Origin of the sequence: Aquihabitans sp. McL0605 (assembly GCF_049993875.1) — a bacterium.
Classification (GTDB): domain Bacteria; phylum Actinomycetota; class Acidimicrobiia; order Acidimicrobiales; family Iamiaceae; genus Aquihabitans.
In genome coordinates this window covers 4,046,681-4,065,925 of the sequence record NZ_CP188252.1, presented here as the reverse complement: position 1 = coordinate 4,065,925, position 19,245 = coordinate 4,046,681, and the positions used below count along the sequence as shown (strand labels likewise).

The 19,245-nt window shown below is 73.3% G+C and carries 16 protein-coding genes; 14 read left to right on the top strand and 2 right to left on the bottom strand.

The features are described 5' to 3' along the window. Genes ACPPVX_RS18795 through ACPPVX_RS18740 form a run of 12 tightly spaced genes read left to right on the top strand, consistent with a single transcriptional unit; the run spans position 1 to position 15,639 of the window. Positions 1-1,203 carry an acyl-CoA dehydrogenase family protein gene (locus ACPPVX_RS18795; RefSeq protein ID WP_426572113.1) on the top strand — a complete coding sequence of 401 codons (1,203 nt, stop codon included), beginning with the start codon at positions 1-3 and terminating at the stop codon, positions 1,201-1,203. Further along, entirely contained in the window at positions 1,203-2,114 is a 912-nt protein-coding gene (locus tag ACPPVX_RS18790; protein ID WP_426572112.1) for an amino acid--[acyl-carrier-protein] ligase, read from the top strand. Before ACPPVX_RS18795 ends, ACPPVX_RS18790 begins: the two co-directional genes overlap by 1 nt. Continuing rightward, positions 2,111-3,100 carry a DUF1839 family protein gene (locus tag ACPPVX_RS18785; RefSeq protein ID WP_426572111.1) on the top strand — a complete coding sequence of 330 codons (990 nt, stop codon included), beginning with the start codon at positions 2,111-2,113 and terminating at the stop codon, positions 3,098-3,100. Before ACPPVX_RS18790 ends, ACPPVX_RS18785 begins: the two co-directional genes overlap by 4 nt. Beyond that, the gene (locus ACPPVX_RS18780) at positions 3,090-5,570 is read left to right on the top strand and encodes a glycoside hydrolase family 2 protein (protein WP_426572110.1); all 2,481 of its coding nucleotides are present in this window, start codon (positions 3,090-3,092) and stop codon (positions 5,568-5,570) included. The genes ACPPVX_RS18785 and ACPPVX_RS18780 overlap by 11 nt, the downstream gene beginning before the upstream one ends. Further along, positions 5,563-7,407 carry an alpha/beta fold hydrolase gene (locus ACPPVX_RS18775; RefSeq protein WP_426572109.1) on the top strand — a complete coding sequence of 615 codons (1,845 nt, stop codon included), beginning with the start codon at positions 5,563-5,565 and terminating at the stop codon, positions 7,405-7,407. Before ACPPVX_RS18780 ends, ACPPVX_RS18775 begins: the two co-directional genes overlap by 8 nt. After that, positions 7,407-8,660, top strand: coding sequence for a hypothetical protein (locus tag ACPPVX_RS18770; protein WP_426572108.1), 1,254 nt, complete (start codon positions 7,407-7,409; stop codon positions 8,658-8,660). Before ACPPVX_RS18775 ends, ACPPVX_RS18770 begins: the two co-directional genes overlap by 1 nt. A 2-nt stretch (positions 8,661-8,662) precedes the next feature. Beyond that, positions 8,663-10,000 (top strand): O-antigen ligase family protein, encoded by a 1,338-nt coding sequence (locus ACPPVX_RS18765; protein WP_426572107.1) that lies wholly within the window; start codon positions 8,663-8,665, stop codon positions 9,998-10,000. Next, a complete protein-coding gene (locus ACPPVX_RS18760; protein WP_426572106.1) occupies positions 9,997-11,238 on the top strand; it encodes a glycosyltransferase in 1,242 nt (413 codons plus the stop codon). Before ACPPVX_RS18765 ends, ACPPVX_RS18760 begins: the two co-directional genes overlap by 4 nt. Next, positions 11,235-12,059, top strand: a complete 825-nt coding sequence (locus ACPPVX_RS18755) for a WecB/TagA/CpsF family glycosyltransferase (protein WP_426572105.1) — start codon at positions 11,235-11,237, stop codon at positions 12,057-12,059. Before ACPPVX_RS18760 ends, ACPPVX_RS18755 begins: the two co-directional genes overlap by 4 nt. Beyond that, entirely contained in the window at positions 12,052-13,170 is a 1,119-nt protein-coding gene (locus ACPPVX_RS18750) for a glycosyltransferase family 4 protein (RefSeq protein WP_426572103.1), read from the top strand. Before ACPPVX_RS18755 ends, ACPPVX_RS18750 begins: the two co-directional genes overlap by 8 nt. Beyond that, positions 13,167-14,414, top strand: a complete 1,248-nt coding sequence (locus ACPPVX_RS18745; RefSeq protein WP_426572101.1) for a hypothetical protein — start codon at positions 13,167-13,169, stop codon at positions 14,412-14,414. The genes ACPPVX_RS18750 and ACPPVX_RS18745 overlap by 4 nt, the downstream gene beginning before the upstream one ends. Beyond that, on the top strand, positions 14,398-15,639 hold the full coding sequence (locus ACPPVX_RS18740; protein WP_426572100.1) for an acyltransferase family protein: 1,242 nt from the start codon (positions 14,398-14,400) through the stop codon (positions 15,637-15,639). Before ACPPVX_RS18745 ends, ACPPVX_RS18740 begins: the two co-directional genes overlap by 17 nt. On the opposite strand, the gene ACPPVX_RS18735 is transcribed toward ACPPVX_RS18740, so the two are convergent. Beyond that, the gene (locus ACPPVX_RS18735) at positions 15,636-16,907 is read right to left on the bottom strand and encodes a glycoside hydrolase family 5 protein (protein ID WP_426572099.1); all 1,272 of its coding nucleotides are present in this window, start codon (positions 16,905-16,907) and stop codon (positions 15,636-15,638) included. The two genes, ACPPVX_RS18740 and ACPPVX_RS18735, sit on opposite strands and share 4 nt — an antisense overlap. Positions 16,908-17,262: 355 nt before the next feature. On the opposite strand from ACPPVX_RS18735, the gene ACPPVX_RS18730 reads away from it, so the two are divergent. Both ACPPVX_RS18730 and ACPPVX_RS18725 read left to right on the top strand, forming a co-directional pair. Beyond that, positions 17,263-18,201, top strand: a complete 939-nt coding sequence (locus ACPPVX_RS18730; protein WP_426572098.1) for a sulfite exporter TauE/SafE family protein — start codon at positions 17,263-17,265, stop codon at positions 18,199-18,201. 122 nt (positions 18,202-18,323) lie between these two features. Beyond that, on the top strand, positions 18,324-18,686 hold the full coding sequence (locus ACPPVX_RS18725; RefSeq protein WP_426572097.1) for an RNA-binding S4 domain-containing protein: 363 nt from the start codon (positions 18,324-18,326) through the stop codon (positions 18,684-18,686). 3 nt (positions 18,687-18,689) lie between these two features. Here ACPPVX_RS18725 and ACPPVX_RS18720 read toward each other — a convergent pair whose 3' ends face one another. Then, a complete protein-coding gene (locus ACPPVX_RS18720; protein WP_426572096.1) occupies positions 18,690-19,220 on the bottom strand; it encodes a DinB family protein in 531 nt (176 codons plus the stop codon). Between the last annotated feature and the right edge of the window lie 25 nt (positions 19,221-19,245).

Sequence of the window (19,245 nt, the reverse complement as noted above, 5' to 3'; positions counted from 1 at the left end):
ATGACCGTGACCGAGCCCCAAGCCGACGCCGCCGTGCCGGCGTCCATCACCGCCCTCGAGCCGTCGGTGCTCGAGCTGGCCGAGCAGATCGGCGAGGAGGTGGCCGGGCCGGCCGCACGGGAGGTCGATCGCGACGCCCGGTTCCCGGTCGAAGCCATCACCGCCCTGCGCGATGCGCGGCTGCTGTCGGCCCTCGTCCCCGTCGAGCTCGGCGGGAGGAGCAGCACCATCACCGAGGTGGCCAGCGCCGTGCAGGCCCTCGGCCGGCACTGCGGCTCCACCGCCCTCATCTACGCCATGCACCACATCCAGGTCGCCGTCCTGGTGCACCACGGCAAGACCCCCCGGCTGCGCGAGTACCTGCGGGAGGTCGCCCGCGACGAGCTGCTGCTGGCCTCCGCCACCACCGAGCTCGGCACCGGCGGCGACGTGCGCACCAGCATCTGCGCCGTCGAGCAGGACGGCGATCACGTCCGGCTCACCAAGAAGGCGCCGGTCATCTCCTACGGCCACCGGGCCCAGGGCATCTTGGCCACCGCCCGCCGCACACCCGACAGCCCGCCGAACGACCAGGTGGTCGTCGTGCTGCCCGCGGGCACCTACGAGCTGGAGCAGACCTCGGTCTGGGACACGCTCGGGTTCCGGGGCACCTGCAGCGACGGGTTCGTGCTGACCGCCGAGGCCCCCGCCGACCTGGTGGTGGCCGACCCGTTCAGCGACATCTCGGCGCACACCATGCTCCCCACCACCCACGTGCTCTGGGCGTCGGTGTGGCTGGGTATCGCCGAGCGGGCCGTCAGCGCCGCCCGCTCCTACCTGAGAGCCGAGGCGCGGCGCAGCCCCGGGGTGACGCCCCCTGCAGCCGTGCGCGTAGCCGAGCTGGTCGGCCTGTTCGAGCAGCTCTCGGCCGTCGTCCACGGCGCCGCACTGGAGTACGAGGAAGCGCTCACGTCCCACCGCCAGGTGCTGACGACGCTGGGCTTCGCCATCCGCATGAACACGGTGAAGACCACGGCCTCGGTCGCGGCCGCCGACATCGTGAACCGGGCCCTGTTCGTCTGCGGCATGGCCGGGTACAGCGAGACGTCGCCCTACAGCCTCGGCCTGCAGCTGCGGGACATGGCCGGCGCCGCCCTGATGATCCACAACGACCGCATCTTGGCCAACACCGCCCAGATGCTCCTCGTGGCGAAGGAGTCGTGATGACGACCACCCCGGTCACCGCCCCCTCCCTGCGGCACCAGCTCGTGGACGACGGCGCCGTCGTCCCCATGGGCGCCGACGGCCTGTACGGCCGTGGCGCCTCCTTCATGCAGGTGTTCGACGGCCTCGATCGCCTGCTCACCGCCACCGGCGTCCAGCCCCACGTCGAGCGGTTCCGGTTCCCGCCGATCCTCCCCGCCGCCGACCTCCTGCGCACCGACTACCTGCGGTCGTTCCCCGACCTCGTCGGTGCCGTCCACAGCTTCTGCGGCGACGACCACGCCCACGCCCACCTCCTGCAGACGATCGACCAGGGCGGGCGCTGGTCCGACGAGCTCGAGCCGACCGACCTCGTGCTGCTCCCGGCAGCGTGCTACCCGCTCTACCCGATGGCCTCCGGCGTCCTGCCCGAGCAGGGCCGGGTCTTCGACGTCCTGGGGCTGTGCTTCCGGAACGAGCCCTCGCTGGACCCGGCCCGGATGCAGTCGTTCCACCAGCGCGAGTTCGTGCACCTCGGATCGCCCGAGCGCACGCTCGAGTTCCGCAACCGCTGGCTGGAGCGGGCGCTCGAGATCTTCGACGAGCTGGGCCTCGAGGTCCGGGCCGAGGTGGCCAACGACCCCTTCTTCGGCCGCGCCGGCCGGATGCTCGCGGTCGGGCAGAGGGCGGCCGCCCTCAAGTACGAGGTGGTGGCGACGGTTGCCGATGCCGAGCACCCGACCGCCATCACCTCGGCCAACTACCACCTCGACCACCTCACCAGCGCGTTCGGCATCGAGGCACCCGGCGGCGGCCCCGCCCACTCGGCCTGCATCGGCTTCGGGATGGAGCGGATCGTCCTCGCCCTGTTCGCCCGCCACGGCACCGACCTGGCCCGGTGGCCCACGACCGTCGCGGGGATGCTGACGTGACCACCACCTGGACGCGGGCGGAACCGGTGCTCCGGCTCGACCCGACCGACTACCGCGAGCACTTCGTCCACGACGACCGGCGGATCTGGTCGGAGGTCAACTGCTACGTGGACCTCTGGGTCGAGCTGCTGCACAGCATGGGCCTGGACCCGATCCCCGGTCTCGCCTTCGTGCTGTCGTGCGGGTTCGAGGGCGACCAGTGGCGCTTCCTCAAGCACCCCGCCGAGGACCTGCGGGCCCTGTACGGGATCGAGGTCGTCGAGCTGAACCCGTGGCGCGGCACCGAGCAGTGCATGGTCGACCACCTCGGCCTCGGGCACCTGCTCACCGTCGAGGTCGACTCCTGGTACCTCCCCGACACCGTCGGCGTCTCGTACCGCCGGCAGCACGTGAAGACCACGATCGCCCCGAACCGCATCGACACCGACCGGCACCGCCTCGAGTACTTCCACGCCACCGGCTACCACCAGCTGACCGGCGACGACTACCTGGGCGTGCTCCCCCGAGCCGGCGAGGTGACCCCCCAGCTGCCGCCGTACATCGAGCTCATCCGCCTCGACGCCGTGGCCCCGCTCGACGGCGACGAGCTGCTCGCCGAGACCCTGGCCCTCGCATCCCGCCACCTGGAGCGGGGCCCGAGGTCGAACCCGGTGCGAGCGATGCGCCGCCGGCTCGAGGCCGACCTCGGGTGGCTGGCCGACGGGGGCATCGACCGCTTCCACGACTACGCCTTCGCCACGCTCCGCCAGTGCGGCGCCGGCGCCGAGCTGGCCGCCGACCTGTGCCGGTGGCTGGCCGCCCGCGGCGCGCCCACGGCGGCCGCGATCGAGCCGTACCTGAAGCTCTCGATGGCCGCCAAGGCCGCCCAGTTCAGCCTCGCCCGGCTCAGCACCGGGCGGAAGGGCAGCACCGACCGCTCGCTGGACCAGATGGAGCACTGGTGGGACACCGCGACCGAGGCGATGGCAGGGATCCGTGGATGGTGAGCCGCGACCCCTCGGCGGGTGGGAGTGCGCCTCAATCGCGCCCGGAGCGATCGCTGACGCCGCCGCGCTGGCGCACCGGTCGCTCGACTGGCTCGCGGCGCCGGTGCCCGGGACCGCGGCGGCGGCCGTCCGCGATGCCGGGACCTGGACGCTGGGCGACAGCCGGGGGTTCGATGACGAGGACTGGTGGTTCCGCTGCCGGTTCGCCGGCCCCGAGCGCGGCGCCGGCGAGACGTGGGACCTCGCCTTCGACGGCCTCGCCACCCTGGCCGACGTCTGGCTGAACGGTCGGCACCTCCTGCGCTCGGAGAACATGTTCCGCTCCCACCTGATCCCGGTCGGACCTCTCCTGGAGGACGACAACGAGCTGTTCATCCGCTTCGAGGCGCTGACGCCGCACCTCGCGCCGCGCCGACCCCGGCCGGCGTGGAAGGCCGCCATGGTCACCAGCCAGAGCCTGCGGTGGATCCGCACCTCGTTCATCGGGCGGACCGCCACCTGGACGCCGCGGGTCGCACCGGTGGGGCCATGGCGGCCCGTCGAGCTCCGCCGCACCCCCGCCCTCCCGGTCGCGGACCGGACCATCCGCATCGACCACGACGGGACCGACGGCCTCATCGAGGCCACCCTCGTCGTGGCCGCCGGATCGGCCACCGTACGAGCCGCCACCCTGACCGTCGACGGCCACCGGGCGCCCATGGAGGTGCAGCTCACCGTGGACGGGCCCACGCTCACCGGCACGCTCCGGGTCCCAGGAGCCGGCGCCTGGTGGCCCGCGACCCATGGCGAGCAGCACCGGTACCGCGCCGCGGTCACGGTGACCACGAGTGCCGGCGAGCACACCATCGAGCTCGGCGCGGTGGGGTTCCGCTCGGCATCGTTCGGACCGGACCATGCCCCCGAGCTGGTCATCAACGGCGCCCGCATCTTCTGCCGGGGCGTGACCTGGATGCCCCTCGACCTGGTGGGGTTGCGGTCCGACCCGGCTGAGCAGCGCCGTCTGCTCGGCGCCCTCCGCGCCGGTGGCACCAACCTGGTGCGGATCGTCGGGACCACGGTCGACGAGCCCGAAGCGTTCCTCGACCTGTGCGACGAGCTCGGGATCCTGGTCTGGCACGACCTGATGTTCGCCAACCTCGACTACCCAGCGGCCGATCCGGCGTTCGCCGCGGAGGTGGAGGCGGAGGTCACCGGCCAGCTCCGTCGGCTCCAGGGCCACCCGTGCGTCGTGGCCGTGTGCGGCGGGAGCGAGATCGCCCAGCAGGCCGCCATGCTCGCCCGCCCGCTCGACCAGGTCTCCGCCGCACCGCTCGGAAAGGTCCTCGCCGACCTCGTGGCCCAGCACCTCCCCGGCGTCCGCTTCTGGCCCGACTCCCCCACCGGTGGCGATCCGCCGTTCTCGGTCGACACGGGCATCGCCCACTACTTCGGGGTGGGCGGGTACCGCCGGGCCGTCAGCGATGCCCGCACGAGCAACGTGCGCTTCGCGTCGGAGTGCCTGGCGTTCTCGTCGGTGCCCGACGATGACGCCGTCCGGTCCCTCCGGGCCGCCGGCGTGGTGGTGGCCGACCCCCGGTGGAAGGCCGCGGTCCCCCGCGACGCGGGCCAGGCGTGGGACCACGAGGACGTCCGGGACCACTACGTGCGCGAGCAGTTCGGCGTCGACCCGGCCTCGCTCCGCGCGGTCGACCCCGAGCGCTACCTCGACCTCGGTCGCGCCGCGGTGGCCGACCTGGTCGGCCGGACCGTGGCGGAGTGGCGCCGGCCCGGCTCGACCTGTGCCGGGGCCATCGTCCTGCAGGCCCGGGACCTCGTCGCCGGCGCCGGGTACGGGCTGTTCGACGTGCAGGGCCGACCCAAGAGCGCCTGGCGAGCGCTGGCCAGGGTCTCGAGCCCCACCGCGCTGCTCTTCATCGACGAGGGCCTCAACGGTCTCGACCTGTACGCGCTCAACGACCGCCCGGAGCCCGTCGACGGGACGCTCGTCGTCCGAGCGTTCGCGGGCAGCAACTGCACGGCGGTCGCCGAGGTGGCCTGCCTCGTCCCGCCCCGCTCCTCGCAGCGGTTCCGGATCGAGGCCCTGCTCGGGGAGTTCCTCGACGTCACCTACGCCTACCGCTTCGGCGTCCGCCAGATCGACGCGGTGTCGGCCCGCTGGTTCGACGGGCCCTCGCTCGTCTCCCGGGCCACGTTCGCACCGGAGGGGTCGACTGGAGTGCGGGAGGTCCTCGGTCTCTCGGGGACCTCCCGCCGGGTCGACGACGAGACCTACGAGCTGGACATCACCACCGACCGCCTGGCGCGGTGCATCCTGATCGGCGCCCCCGGCGCGGATCTGTCCGACGACGCGTTCGACCTCGAGCCCGGTGGCCACGCCCTCGTGCGGGCCACCTCTGGACAGCCGGTGCGCTTCGAGGTCCGTGCGGTCAACGGGCTCGACCGGGTGCGGTTGGAGGCACGCGATGACTGATCCCGCTGCCCTGCTCGCCGCGGCCGTGTGGTTCGGCCACGACCACCTCCGGTCCTTTGCCATGGTGCACCGGCCGGCGCGCCCCACGGGCGAGGGCGTGGTGATCTGCAACACCCTCGGGTTCGACGGCCTCCTCGCCCAACGGCCGTTCCGCCACCTCGCCGAGGTTCTGGCGGGCCTCGGGTTCACGGTCGCCCGCATCGACTACGAGGGGACCGGCGACGCGCCCGGCGATCACGAGGATCCCGACCAGGTCGCGGCGTACCTGGCCAGCATCGATGACGCCGTCGACCTCCTGCGTACCAAGGAGGCCTGCACCCGGATCTCGCTCATCTCGGTCCGGGTGGCGACCTGCCTCGCCACCCGCTACGCGCTCGACCACCCCGGCGTGGACCGCCTCGTGCTCTGGGCCCCGTGCCCGACCGGCCGCCAGTACGTGCGGGAGCTGCGGGCGATGTCCCGGCTGTCGGCGGCCTCACGCCCCGGCGCGCCGGCCGGCCGCCGCGGGCGCCCTGCGGGTGCCGACGGGCCGGGCTCGGTCGAGGCCGTGGGCTTCGAGTTCACGGCGGCGACCCTCGACGACCTCGCCCGCCTCGACCTCGGCACCACGATCACCCACCCGCCGGCAGAGCGGGTGCTGGTGCTCGACCGCGACGACATCCCCCCGAACGATGCGGTCGTCGAGGCCCTCGCCGCCGTCGGCACCGCCGTCGACCACCAGCGCGGCAGCGGGTGGGCCCGCTACGCCGTGGCCGACGAGACGGAGTCGGTGATGCCCACGGGCTCGCTCGCGGCCATCGCCGGCTGGATGTCGGAGTCGAGGCCAGGGACCAGGACGGCGCGGACCGAGCCGACGGCGGCCCCGCCGCGCGACCTGGTCGTGAGCTCGGAGATCGAGGGCAGCCACCGCGAGCACGCCGTGTGGATCGACGACCGCCTGTTCGCCGTGGTGTCCGAGCCGCTGCTCCCCGAGCGCTCGCGCCGGTCGGCGATCGTGCTGTCGAACACCGGGTCGGTCAGCCACACCGGTCCGGGCCGGCTGCACGTCCAGCTGGCCCGGCGCTGGGCCGACCTCGGCTTCACGGTGATCCGCGTCGATCTCGGCGGGACGGGCAACAGCCCGGCGCCTCCGGGCCAGCCCGAGAACCGGCCCTACGACGACGTGCGGATCGACGAGCTCATGCGGACCGTCGAGTGGGTGTGGTCGGAGACCGACGTCGACGACGTCACCCTCTTCGGGATCTGCTCCGGCGCGTTCGCGTCGTTCCACGCCGCCCTCCGAGGGGCCGATGTCCAGCGCATCGTGCTGGTGAACCCGCTGATCTTCCACCTCGACGAGGACAGCTCCACCGATCGGTCGGCGGGGCGGGCGTTCCGCGCCGCCAACACCCTGCGCCGGCCCCAGGCGATCCGGGACCACCTGGGCGCGGCGCTCGCCCACCCGGGCGAGCTGGCGCCGTTCGCCCTCCGGGCCCTGCGCGGGCTGTGGCACCTGCTGACCGCCGGGCTCCACCGCGTCCTCGGCAACGTCGGCATCCGGATCGAGCGCCGGACCGAGCTGGCCGGCGACCTGCAGCGCCTCGCCGCCGACGGCATCGACACCATGGCCGTCTTCGCGGCCGGCGAGGCGGGGTCGGCGTACCTGCGGGCCTTCGGCGGCACGACCCTCGACCGCCTGCTGGTCCAGGGGTCGATGACCCTCGTGGAGGTCGACGGCGGCGACCACGTCTTCGCGCCGCCGGCCGCTCGGACCGAGCTGGTCCAGCGGGTGACCGAGTTCCTCGACCGAGCGAGGCCCGCCGCGCCTGCCCCCGAACCTTCGAGAAGCGAGGTCTGATGGACGCCGAGATCATCCTGCGATCGTGCTGGCGGCACCGCCTGCGGCTGGGCGCCTGCGCCCTGGTGGGCGGACTGCTCTTCGCCATCGGCGGCCACATGATGCTCAGCAAGGCCTACGTCTCGTCCGCCGACGTGTCCGTCGCCGGGGCCTTCCCGTCGAGCCTCGTCGACACCTCGGCCAACCAGGTGTACGCACGCGAGCCCGACCGGTTCGTGGCGACCCAGATCGAGGTCCTCTCGTCGCGCGGGGCAGCCGCCAAGGTGGCCGACGACCTCGGCATCCCGACCCAGGTCGTCGTCGATGCCCTCGACGTCCGGCAGCTGGCGAAGTCCGATGTCATCCGGCTCAGCGCGACGACCCCCGACCCGAAGCTGAGCGCCCGGATCGCCGAGGGGAGCGCGTCGAACTACCTGGACACCGTGCAGGCGCAGACCGCGTCGCAGTACGACGCCGCCATCACCTCGCTCAACGAGCAGAAGGACGTGGTCGACAAGGCCATCGCCGCCCTGCCGCGGACCTCGGCCTCGAGCGCTGAGGGAGGGAACGAGTACCGCTCCCTCGTCGCCCAGCAGGGCCGGCTCGCGATCAACCTCCAGCAGCTGGTGCTGGCGAGCAAGGTGGCGCCCGACAGCACCCGGCTGGTCAGCCGCGCCGCCGCCAACCCGGTGCCGATGGGCAAGGGGACCACCACGCTCTTCGTCTACGGCGCCGCGCTCGGCCTGGCCCTCGCCCTCTGCTGGGTGGCCATCGCCGCCCGGCCCGGCCAGTCGCTGGAGGTCATGGAGGAGGTCGACACCGTCGCCGGGGTGCCGGTGCTCGGCATGCTGCGACGGACCAAGCCCCGGTTCGGGCGCAAGCGCAAGGAGCTCGCCGAGATCGGGACCCTCGGGGTGGCCGGCGAGCTGGCCCGGCTCGTGCAGCTGAAGGGCCCGCTGAGCGTGCTGGTGATGGCTCCGGCCCGAGCGACGTGGCAGCTCGCCGGCACGCTGGCGCCGGCGGTCCAGGTGATGCTCGCCCGCCACCCCGAAGGGTGGTCCCCCGACGCCGACCACCGCCGCCCGGTGGGCGCCGGCAGCGACGGGCCGGTGATGGTCCGCTCGCTGACCGAGCACCTCAAGCGCAGCGGGTCCAACCAGCTCGTGGTGCTCGCCGTCGAAGCCGATGTGGTCCGCCCGTCCGAGCTCGACACCGTGATGGCCGGCCTGCGGACCTCCGGCTCCGACGTCGTCGGCATCATCGGGATCCGGTAGCGATGGACCCCCAGGCCCTCCTCCCCCTGGTCGCCGCGGCCGCGCTCGCGGGGGCCGTGATCCTCCTCGCGGCCAACGGCGAGCTCGACCGGGTGGGCGCGTGGATGCTCATCGGCGGCTGGTTCCTGTTCGCCCTGACGAGCCCGACGTTCCAGTTCCCGCTGGCGCTGCGGCCGGTCGGCCTGGTGCTGGCCGGAGCAGGAGCCCTGCTGCTGCGCCTCACGTGCACCGACCCGCCGCGCCGGGTCGGATCGGCGTCGCTCCCGACCCGGCTCCTGTTCGTGTTCGTGGTCTTCGTGCTGCTCGGCTGCCTGCAGAGCCCGTACGGACCGTCCAACCTGGTCCGCGGCGTCGAGGGCGTGCTCATCGTGGCGAGCGCCCTGTACGGGGTGTCGCTCGGGCTGGGCTCGTGGCTCGTGGGCGGCGTCTTGGCCGCGGCCCTCGCCAACGTGGTGCTGTCGATCATCTCGGGCGCTCCTGAGGTGGTGCCCGGCGTGCACGGCGACCCCGAGCGCCTCAGCGGCTTCATGCAGCCCAACCACCTCGCGTTCGCCGCCGCGATCGTGCTCATCGGGGTGGCCGGGCTGTGGGCCGGCAACCGCCGCTTCCGCCTGCTGCTGCTCGGGGCCGCCGGCCTGGCCACCTACGCCCTGCTCGCCAGCCGCAGCCGCACCGGGCTGATCGCCCTCCTGATCGCCGTCGGGGTCGCGGGCGCGGCATCGGTGGCGCCCGCGGCGCGGCTGCGGGCGATGGCCATCGGCCTGCTCGCCCTCCTCGCCCTCGTCCCGCTGGCTGGCGGCGTCAGCCAGGGCTGGTTCGATCGCAACGACGCCTCGGGCTCCAACATCGCCTCGCTCACCGGGCGGACCGACCTCTGGCCGCCCGTCATCGACCTCATCAAGCGCCGGCCGATCGTGGGCTGGGGCGTCGACGCAGTGAACTCGCCGGCCGGGGAGAAGGTCCAGGAGGTGCTGCCCGGCATCGGCCAGGCCCACAACGCGTACCTCGAAGCCGGGCTCATGGGCGGGCTCCCCGCGGCGCTGGCGTGGGGCCTGTCGCTGGCCGCGGCGCTGGTGGGATCGTGGCGCCTGCCGCGGCTCGATCCGCGCCGGTTCGGCCTCATCGCCATCGCCGTCCTGCTCGAGCTCTACGCGATCACCGAGAGCAGTCCGGCGTGGTTCGGCGACATGTTCATCTGCTACGTCCTGCTGGTCGCGATCCACTCGGAGGCAAGGGCCGAGCAGGCCGCTGCCGCGGAGGTGCCCTCGTCGGACCGGGCCCGCGCCGGCGGACGTGCTCGGGCCGAGCAGCCGATCCCCGCCATGGGAGGTGCCCGATGAGCGTCCACACCGAGCACGACCGCCGCGTCGTCCTCATCTGCTTCGAGTGCGTCCCGGGAGCCGGGTCCGAGGCCGGTGTCGGCTGGGCCTGGGCCAAGGCGGCCGCGGCCGATGCCGAGGTCATCGTGCTGACCGATCACGCGTGCGTCGAGCGGGCGTGGGCCGGTGCCCACGCGCTCGGCGGCCACGTGGTGGTGGTGGGCGTCGGGCCCCGCCCCGGGATCCGACGGCTGTTCCCTGCGAAGGCCATCTTCCTCTACTACCTGGTGTGGCAGGCCATGGCCGCCCGGGCCCTGCGCCGGTGCGAGCGCGAGCTGCGGATCGACGTGGTGCACCACGTGACCTGGGCCTCCGACTCCCTGCCGTCGGCCCTCCTGGCGTCGCACGCACCGCGCCGCATCTGGGGCCCGGTGGGCGGCAGCACCGACACCGCCCCCGCCCTCTACCGGTACCTGAGCACCCGGGGCCGGCTCGACGATGTCGTCCGGCGGGTCCTCAACGGCACCCTCCGAGCCACGTTCGGCCGCCGCAACGCCAAGCACGCCACCCTCACCGTGGCGTTCAACGACGACGTCGCCGACCACTTCCGCCCGATCGCCCGGAGCGTCACCGTCGAGCCGAACCTGGCCATCGAACCGGCCGACCTCGACCTGACCGACGACCACGTCCTGGCCCACCTCCTCCCGCCCGACACCCGGCGCACCGCCATCTTCGTCGGGCGGCTCATCCCGTGGAAGGGGCTGCTGCTCGCCATCCGGGCGGTGGCGCTGGCACCCGGATGGCGGCTGATCGTGGTCGGCGAAGGGCCCGAGCAAGCGCGCGGCGAGGAGCTGGCCGCCAGCTTGGGCATCGCCGACCGCGTCCGATTCACCGGGCGCCGGACCCGGCCCGAGGTCTTCGGTGCCTTCGCCGAAGCCGACGCCCTGCTCATCCCGACCTTCCACGACTCCGGGCCCTGGGTCGCCGGCGAGGCGGCGGCGATGGGCTGCCCGGTCGTCTGCCTCGACGCCGGCGGGGCCAAGCTGCTCGCCGGCCGCAACGGCCATCCCATCGACATCGGCGACGGCGAGGCCCTGCCCGAGCGCCTGGCCGAGTGCCTCGAGCACCTCGGCGCCCGCCCCGACCCCGACCGCCGGTGGGTGGCGGAGCGGCTGCCCGACCTCCTCCGCAGCTGGTACGGCGAGGAGCCGGCGCGCCGGCCGCTCGTCGCGAGCAGCGGCCCCGGGGAGCTCCGGTGATCGATCGGGGGAAGCGCAGCGTGCTCGGCGTGAGCATCGACGCCGTCGACCTCGACGCCGCCGTGGAGCGGATCGCCGCGGCCGCCGACCTGCGCCGCCCGTACCTGGTGTCGGCGCTGGCGGTCCACGGCGTGATCGAGTCGGCCCGCGACCGGGGGCTCCGGGCGTCGCTCAACGGGTTCGACGCCGTCCTGCCCGACGGCCAGGCGGTGGTGTGGGCCCTGAACGCGCTGTACCCCGTGGAGCTGCCGCACAAGGTGCCGGGACCGACGGTCATGACCGCGCTGCTGGACCGGTCCGCCGCCGAGCGCTCGTCGGTCTACTTCTACGGGAGCACGCCGGCCACGCTCGACCGGATCCGCGTCGAGCTGGACCGGCGCTACGGCGAACGGCTCGAGGTGCACACCCGGCCCAGCCGGTTCGGTGCGGTCGATCGCGCCGGCCTCGACGACATCGCCGAGGCGATCAACGCCTCTGGGGCGCAGCTGTGCTTCGTCGGCCTGGGCTGCCCGCGCCAGGAGCGCTTCGTCGCGGCGGTCGGACCGTCGCTGGCGATGCCGTCGCTCGCGGTCGGCGCCGCCTTCGACTACCTGGCGGGCACCATCCAGCGGGCACCCGAGGTGATCCAGCGGTTCGGCCTGGAGTGGGCGCACCGGATGGCCCAGGAGCCGCGGCGCCTCGCCGGCCGGTACGTCACGACGAACTCCCGGTTCGTGGTCGAGGTGTCCCGTCAGGTCGGCCGCCAGCGGGTGCTCGGCCGGCCCGCCGCGGCACCGGTGCTCGAGGTGCCGGCGACGGTGCCGGAGCTCGTCGATGCCTGATCGCCTCCGCGCCCTGGTGGTCACCTCGGCACTCGTGCCGAGCCAGATGCACACGTGGCAGGCCGCGAGCGAGCTGCCCGAGATCGACCTGCACCTGGCGGGCAGCCTCGTGTCCGACCCGTCCGAGAGCTACCCCGGGCCGGTCGGTGTCCCGGCCTGGGGTACCACCCACGTGCTGGGTGCCGGCGGGATGCCGAGCCGGGGCCGGCTGTGGTGGCGCCTCGACGGGCTCGAGGAGCTGGTCGACCGGCTGCGCCCCGACGTGGTCCACGTGCACAGCGAGGCGTGGGGCCGGCTGGTGTCGCAGACCCTCGAGACCGGGGTGCCGACGATCGCGCACGGCGCCGAGAACGTGAGCCTCACGCACGGCTGCCGGCTCGAGGCCCGCATCCGCCAGGCGGTCGCCGGTCGCAACGCCCGGCGGCTGGGTGGCTACGCGTCGTGGAACCAGGGGGGCATCGACGTGCTGCGCCGCAACGGGCTCGGCCCGGCGGCGCCGGTCGCGGTCGCCCCGGCGATCTCGCCCGATCCCTCTCCCTTCCTGGTGGTCGAGGCGACCGAGGAGCGCCCGCGCCCGGTGTGCGTCGGGTACATCGGCCGCCTGGTCCCCGAGAAGGGCGTGCAGTGGCTGATCGCATCGCTGGCGGGGATCGACGGTGTGACCCTGCGCGTCATCGGGACCGGGTCCTACGAGGCGGAGCTCCGGCGCCAGGCCGAGCGCGCCGGCGTCACCGTCGAGTGGCTCGGCGCCCTCACGGGATCGGAGCTGCCGGCGGCGCTCACCGACATCGACGTGGTCGTGGTCCCGTCGCTCACCTCGCCCGGGTGGTCCGAGCAGTTCGGCCGGGTGGTGTGCGAGGCCATGTACGCCGGCGTCCCCGTCGTGACCAGCGATTCCGGTGCGCTCCCCGAGGTGGTGGGCGACGCGGGCATCGTGGTCCCCGAGCTCGACCACCACCGGCTCCACCACGAGCTCGCCCGCCTGGTGGGTGACGCCCGGCTCCGCCAGGAGCTCGGCGAGCGCGGGCGGATCCGCGCCCTCGTCCACCTCGCCCCCGGTGCCGCGGCCACCCACCTGCGCCAGCTGTGGCAGGAGGTGGCGGCATCGTGACGGCGAGCCTGAACCGGCGCAAGGCGATGTCGGCCGGCCAGGCCGCCATCAGCCAGGGCCTGTCCGCAGCATCGAACTTCATCATCCTCCTGGCGCTGGCCCGCGGCGGCGGGTCGCACGTGGTCGGCGAGTTCGCGCTGGCGTTCGTGGTCTACAACGCCGCGCTGGGGTTCCAGCGTGCGGTGGTGAGCGACGCGCTGCTGGCCCGCCTGGTCGACACCGACGACGGCGGGGCCGATGCCGACGCCCGAGCGGCCACCAGCACGGTCCTCCTGTCGGTCACGTTCGCCGCGGTGGTGCTCGTCATCGGCGTGGCGACCGACTACCACCAGCTGGCCCTGCTCGCCCTGTTCATCCCGCCGCTGCTGCTCGAGGACCTGTACCGGTTCCTGCTGTTCCGGCGGGGCCGCACCGGTGCCGCGATCGTGGTGGACGCCACCTGGGTCGCGGTGTCGTGCCTGGCCCTCCCGTACCTGATCGCCCACGCCTCGTCCCACGCCGCGATCCTGGTCTGGGGGCTCGGCGGAACCGCGGCGTGCATCGCCGGGGGCATCGTCACGGGCGCGCACTTCGCCCGCCCCGGACCGTCGTACCGGTGGTGGCGGGAGCACCTGTGGTGCAGCAGCCGGTGGCTGACGCTCGAGGCCGTCCTGTTCCACCTCGACCAGCAGATCCAGGCCTTCGGCTTCGTCGCGATCGCCGGCAGCGCCGCGTTCGGCCACTGGCGGCTCGCGCTCGCGCTGCTCGGCCTCGCCGTGTTCATCGACGCCGGCCTGCGCATCGTCGGCGTCACCCACCTCAGCCGGCACACCGGGGACCGGCGCACGGCGGTGCAGGCGTCGGCGGCGAGCGCCGCGTTCACGCTGGCCCTCACGGCGATCCTGCTGCTGGCCGAGCCGGTCATCGTCCCGGTGCTCTACGGCGACCGTGTGCACGTGCCCCGCGCCATCATCCTGGTCTGCGGCACCTACCTGGCCCTGTCTGCCGCCGCCACCGGTCCGCTGGCCCTGCTCCGAGGCCAGCAGCGCGAGCGGGCGATGCCCACCGCCCGCGCCGCATCGCTCGTGCTCTTCACGCCGCTGGCGCTCATCGTGGCCCGCCACGACTTCGTGGCCGGCCTGTGGATCATCACCGCCGGCGCCGCCACCTACACCGCCATCGTGGCCTGGGCGGCGTTCGCCCCCTCGAACGCCGTCCGTCCCGAGATCATCCACGCCCAGGTCCACGATGAGCTCCTCACCTGACCAGCCGTCGACCGGGAGCGCCCGGCTGGCGTGCGTCGACCAGATGCGCGGCCTCGCCGCCCTCTACGTCGCGCTCTACCACGCCCTCCTGGTGCAGTGGCCGAACGGGGAGGCCCGCCCCGCCTGGTACCTGCGGTGGGCCGACTTCGGTCACGTCGCCGTGGCGATCTTCATCGTGTTGAGCGGCTACTCGCTCGCGCTGGGCATCGCCCGCCGATCCGACCGCAGCGCCGGGCCCTACGGGCGGTTCATGGCCAAGCGCGCGTACCGGCTCCTCCCGCCGTACTGGGTCGCCCTCTTCGGTTCGATCCTGCTGCTCGCCCTGGCCCCGCACAGCTCCCGCCCGTCGGCGGCGACGGCGGCGGACACCTGGAGCAAGGGCCCGGTGCCGTTCCGGTCGATCCCCGTGTTCGGCCTGCTCCTGCAGGACGTGTTCCGGGTCCCGTCGCCGAACTCCCCGCTGTGGTCGATCGCCGTCGAGTGGCACCTGTACTTCATCTTCCCGGTCCTGATCCTCCTCGGCGTCCGCTACGGGATGGGTCGCCTCGTCGCCGCGGGGCTGGTGGTCGGCGTCGGGCTCCACGTGGCGGTGGTCAACACCTCCCTGGCGGCGACCACACCGCACTTCTTGGCCCTGTTCTGCTTCGGCATCGCCAGCGCGTTCGCGGTGGCCGGGCGGACCGCTTCCGGGCGGGCCGGGCCGGCGGGGCCGCGCGTCGGCTGGGCGATGATGGGCCTGGCGTTCGGCGCGTTCGTCCTGTTCCACCAGTGGGAGGTGATCGGCGACGTGCTCGCCGGGGCGCTGGTGGCCGGGGCGCTGTTCGTGCTGGGCACCGCCGCCGAGCGACCGGCCCCCGCCGGTCGGGAACGGTTCCGCTGGCTGGCGTCGGTGGGCCTGATCTCCTACAGCCTCTACCTCATCCACTCCCCCACGGAGAAGGTGGTCTGGGAGCTGTTCGTCAGCAAGCTGGGCCTGGCGCCGGTGCCGGCGTTCGCGGTGCTGGCGGTGCTGGGGATCGGCGCATCGCTGCTCGCGGCGCGCCTCTTGTTCGTGCTCGTCGAGCAGCCGTCGCTGCGGCGGGCGCACCAGGTGGGTGCGCCGCCGCCGAAGGTCGCCCCCTCCACCAGCTGGGGACCCGCCCCCAGCTGGCTCGGGGGCCGCGGAGCTGGTCGCCGTCGACAGCGGCCAGCTCCGCCCCAAGGTCCAGAGCAGGGGCTCGCCTAGCCCTGCTTGCTCTGGAGGTGGGCCTTCACCACCGCGCCGTAGGTCGATGCCGACCCGGCATCGTTGCGGGTCACCAGCGTCGGGCCGCTGCAGCCCTCGCCGGAGTCCCAGCCCCAGGCCGCGTAGCTGTAGCCGTGCGAGTCGGCCCAGTCCATGGTCTGCTGGGTGAACCCGGTGGACGAGGCGTTGCACACGCCTTCGCCGAACTCGCCGACGACGATCGGGTAGGTGGTGCTGAGGCCGCCGCGGCTGAGCATGTCGTCGAGCCACGCCTTGTTGTTCACGTTGGCGCCGCTGCTGGGGTAGGTGTGGAGCTCCGCGGCGATCTGCTGCGCCGGGTCCTTCGGCTTGTAGGCCGTCCAGAGGTCGAGGGCGTTGGCGTACCCGAGGCCCTCGATGAGGATCACGTTCGTCGCGCCCGCGGCGCGGATCTCGTCGACCAGCTGCTGGGAGCCGGCGATCTTGATCTGACCGGAGGTGCGCCCGGTGACGTGGTCATCGGCGGTGTACGTGTAGGTGCAGCCGTCGCGGTAGCAGCCCCAGGCGGTCTGGGATGCCGTGGTGTAGCTGGCGTTGCAGGCCGCCGAGCTGCACCAGAGCCTCGGCTCGTTGATGAGGTCGAACACGACCGACGGCTGGTCCTTGTACGCCGTGGCCACCTCGCGCCAGAAGGCGATCGAGTGGTCGGCGTTGGGCCCCACGTCCTGCTGGGTGGCCAGGAAGGAGCCCGGCGCGGACCAGTGGAGGTCGAGGATCACGTACATCCCTGCCGCGGTGGCCGCATCGACCTCCGCCGCGATGAAGCGCTGGTAGTTCGCACCTGAGTAGGCCGACGGGACGCCGTTGATCCCGAGCCAGCAGTCCTCGTTCATCGGGATCCGGACCGTGTTGATGGCGTTGCCCGCGGCTCCCGGCTTGTTCCAGCTCTTGAGGGCCTCGATGGCCTTGGCGGCGTAGGCGACCGTCTTGCCATCGGTGCCGCTGTCATCGGTGATGAAGCCGTAGTACGACGGATCCTGGGCGCAGCGGTACTCGGTGCCGGGACGGTTCACGCCCCGGAGCTGCACCACCTGGCCAGAGGCGTCGACGAGATCCTTCCCGGCCACCTTGATCGACAGGCCCGAGGCCGGCTTCGCGGCCTCGGGCGCCGGCGGCGCCGGCTCGCAGGCCGCCACGACCAGCGCCACCACCGCCAAGCAGGCGATGGCCGCTCCCCGAGCCAGGCGGCGCGGCGAGCGCGCGTGTCGAGCAGGGACGGGCGTGGGCATGGAAATCCTCCGGGAGAGCGAATCTGGTGAGATCCCCGGAGGGCCTACGTGAGGCCGACGCCGAATCGGGTCCTTGTCTGTATCGGCCCATCCTGCTCGACGTTGAGCAGGACGCTGTGGACCACCCGCACGTTCGACCGGTCCTGGCGGACGTTCGGCCGGTGGTGCGGAAGCCGTCGAAGGTACCCGCGGCCCCGTCGACCGATCAGATCGGCACGGGGTGACATGTGTCCGCAGCCAGGTCCCGGGGGTGGAGCGGCCCACCCCGGCAACGGCATTGTCACCCGCGCTTGCCTGTATTATCTATCAATACAGTAGTCTTTGTGGGCGCTGCTGCGGCGGCCTCGTTGGAACCATGCAGATCGACCTTCCCATCGTCCTTGCCGGCCTCGTCGTCGGCTTCGCCGTCGGCCTGACCGGCATGGGTGGCGGCGCGCTGATGACGCCGATCCTGGTCCTGGTGTTCAAGGTCGATCCGTTGACCGCCGTCTCCAGCGACCTCGTGGCCTCGTTCGTCATGAAGCCCGTCGGCGCGAGCGTCCACCTCCGCCGGGGCACGGTCGACCTCCGGCTCGTGCGCTGGCTGGTGCTGGGCTCGGTGCCGGCGGCGTTCGCCGGGGTGCTCCTCCTCAAGTCGCTCGGCGGGGGCGAGGACCTGCAGAACACCATCAAGGTGCTCCTCGGGGTGGCGCTGCTCCTCGCCGCGTCCACCATCGTGATCAAGGCCGTCGTCCAGCACCGGAGGGGCACCACCGCCGTCGTCTCCCTGGACGACATCACCATCCGCCCGGCGCTCACCGTGGCCATCGGCGTGCTGGGCGGCGTCGTGGTCGGCATGACCTCGGTGGGGTCGGGCTCGCTGATGGTGGTCCTGCTGCTGCTGGTCTACCCGTCGCTGCGGGCGTCGCAGCTCGTCGGCACCGACCTGGTCCAGGCCATCCCGCTCGTCGGCGCCGCGTCGGTGGCCCACATCCTGTTCGGCGACTTCCAGTTCGGGCTCACCACCTCGCTTCTCGTCGGCGCCCTGCCCGGCGTCTACATCGGTGCCCGCATGTCGGCGGGAGCACCCGACCGGCTCATCCGGCCCGTGATGGTCCTGGTCCTCACGGCCTCGGCGCTCAAGCTGCTCGGAGCGCCCACCGGCGCGGTGGGCGCCGGGCTCCTGGCGGTGCTCGTGGCCGGCACCGTGTACGTCATCGGCGGCCGCATGGGCTGGTGGCCGCGCGGCACTCGTCCTGCCGACGAGCCCGCCCCGGTCGTCGAGGCCCTCGCCCCGGCGATCGAAGCCGGCTGACCCCACCCCATCAGGCGGCACCCGCCCCCGGACTGCCGCCGACCACCCGACGTCGCAGGGATCCGGGCGCTGGTGGACCAGATCCACACGAAGTTCGCCGGGGGCCGTGGCACGATGCGGGGGTGGACGGCGTTCGGGTCGATCGGTGGCTGTGGGCGGTACGGCTCTACAAGACGCGCTCCGCGGCGTCGACGGCGTGCAGCGGTGGGCACGTGGCCGTGAACGGATCGCCCGCCAAGGCGGCCACCAAGGTGCACGTGGGTGATCGGGTGACCGCTCGGGTGGCGCAGCGCGACCGGGACCTCGAGGTGGTCCAGCTCCTGGAGAAGCGGGTGGGCGCAGCCGCCGCTGCCGACGCCGTCGTCGACCACAGCCCTCCCCCGCCGCCTCGCGAGCTGGTGGCGCCACCGCTCACGAGGGACCCGGGCACCGGCCGCCCCACCAAGCGCGACCGCCGCGCCATCGACAAGATCCAGCGAGGCTGACCGTCAACTGCGACCGGCGTGCTCGACGTCCCAGAGGTGGTGGATCGGGTCGTGGGCGAGGTAGCGGCTCAGCGTGTCGAGCGTGAACACCGACCCGTTCGACCGGCGGCCCGGCCGATCCCACTGCGCACCGGAGATGCCGTCGAGGCGCGCCGCGATCCGGTCGGCGGCGATGAGCAGGTCCTCGACCACCCGAGCCGGGTCCTGCTCGTCGTAGCGGTCGTCGACGGCGGTGGCGTCCTGGTCCCAGTTGGGGAACGCCGGGTCGTCCTCGGTGAGCATCAGGTCCATGCGGGCGTCGAACCGCTGGAACACGTCACGGACGTGGCAGGCGTACTCGAGGTTCGACCACCGCGTGGGATCGGTCCGGCCGGCCACGATCAGGCCGTCGTCGAACAGGTGGCTCCACGCCTGGGCGTTGGCCCGCAGGAGGCCGGCCACGTCGGGGGCGGCAACGGCCGAACCGTCGAACCCGCACTCTTCGCAGCGCCGCTCGAGCACCCAGGTCCAGTCCTTGTCATCGGGCGTGATCATGCGCCGATCGTACGGGCGAGGCACC

Bases quoted from the DNA above. Each gene is read 5' to 3' on its own strand.
- ACPPVX_RS18795 (WP_426572113.1), top strand. From the start codon at position 1: ATGACCGTGACCGAGCCCCAAGCCGACGCCGCCGTGCCGGCGTCCATC.
- ACPPVX_RS18790 (WP_426572112.1), top strand. From the start codon at position 1,203: ATGACGACCACCCCGGTCACCGCCCCCTCCCTGCGGCACCAGCTCGTG.
- ACPPVX_RS18775 (WP_426572109.1), top strand. From the start codon at position 5,563: ATGACTGATCCCGCTGCCCTGCTCGCCGCGGCCGTGTGGTTCGGCCAC.
- ACPPVX_RS18770 (WP_426572108.1), top strand. From the start codon at position 7,407: ATGGACGCCGAGATCATCCTGCGATCGTGCTGGCGGCACCGCCTGCGG.
- ACPPVX_RS18765 (WP_426572107.1), top strand. From the start codon at position 8,663: ATGGACCCCCAGGCCCTCCTCCCCCTGGTCGCCGCGGCCGCGCTCGCG.
- ACPPVX_RS18760 (WP_426572106.1), top strand. From the start codon at position 9,997: ATGAGCGTCCACACCGAGCACGACCGCCGCGTCGTCCTCATCTGCTTC.
- ACPPVX_RS18750 (WP_426572103.1), top strand. From the start codon at position 12,052: ATGCCTGATCGCCTCCGCGCCCTGGTGGTCACCTCGGCACTCGTGCCG.
- ACPPVX_RS18740 (WP_426572100.1), top strand. From the start codon at position 14,398: ATGAGCTCCTCACCTGACCAGCCGTCGACCGGGAGCGCCCGGCTGGCG.
- ACPPVX_RS18735 (WP_426572099.1), bottom strand. From the start codon at position 16,907: ATGCCCACGCCCGTCCCTGCTCGACACGCGCGCTCGCCGCGCCGCCTG.
- ACPPVX_RS18730 (WP_426572098.1), top strand. From the start codon at position 17,263: ATGCAGATCGACCTTCCCATCGTCCTTGCCGGCCTCGTCGTCGGCTTC.
- ACPPVX_RS18720 (WP_426572096.1), bottom strand. From the start codon at position 19,220: ATGATCACGCCCGATGACAAGGACTGGACCTGGGTGCTCGAGCGGCGC.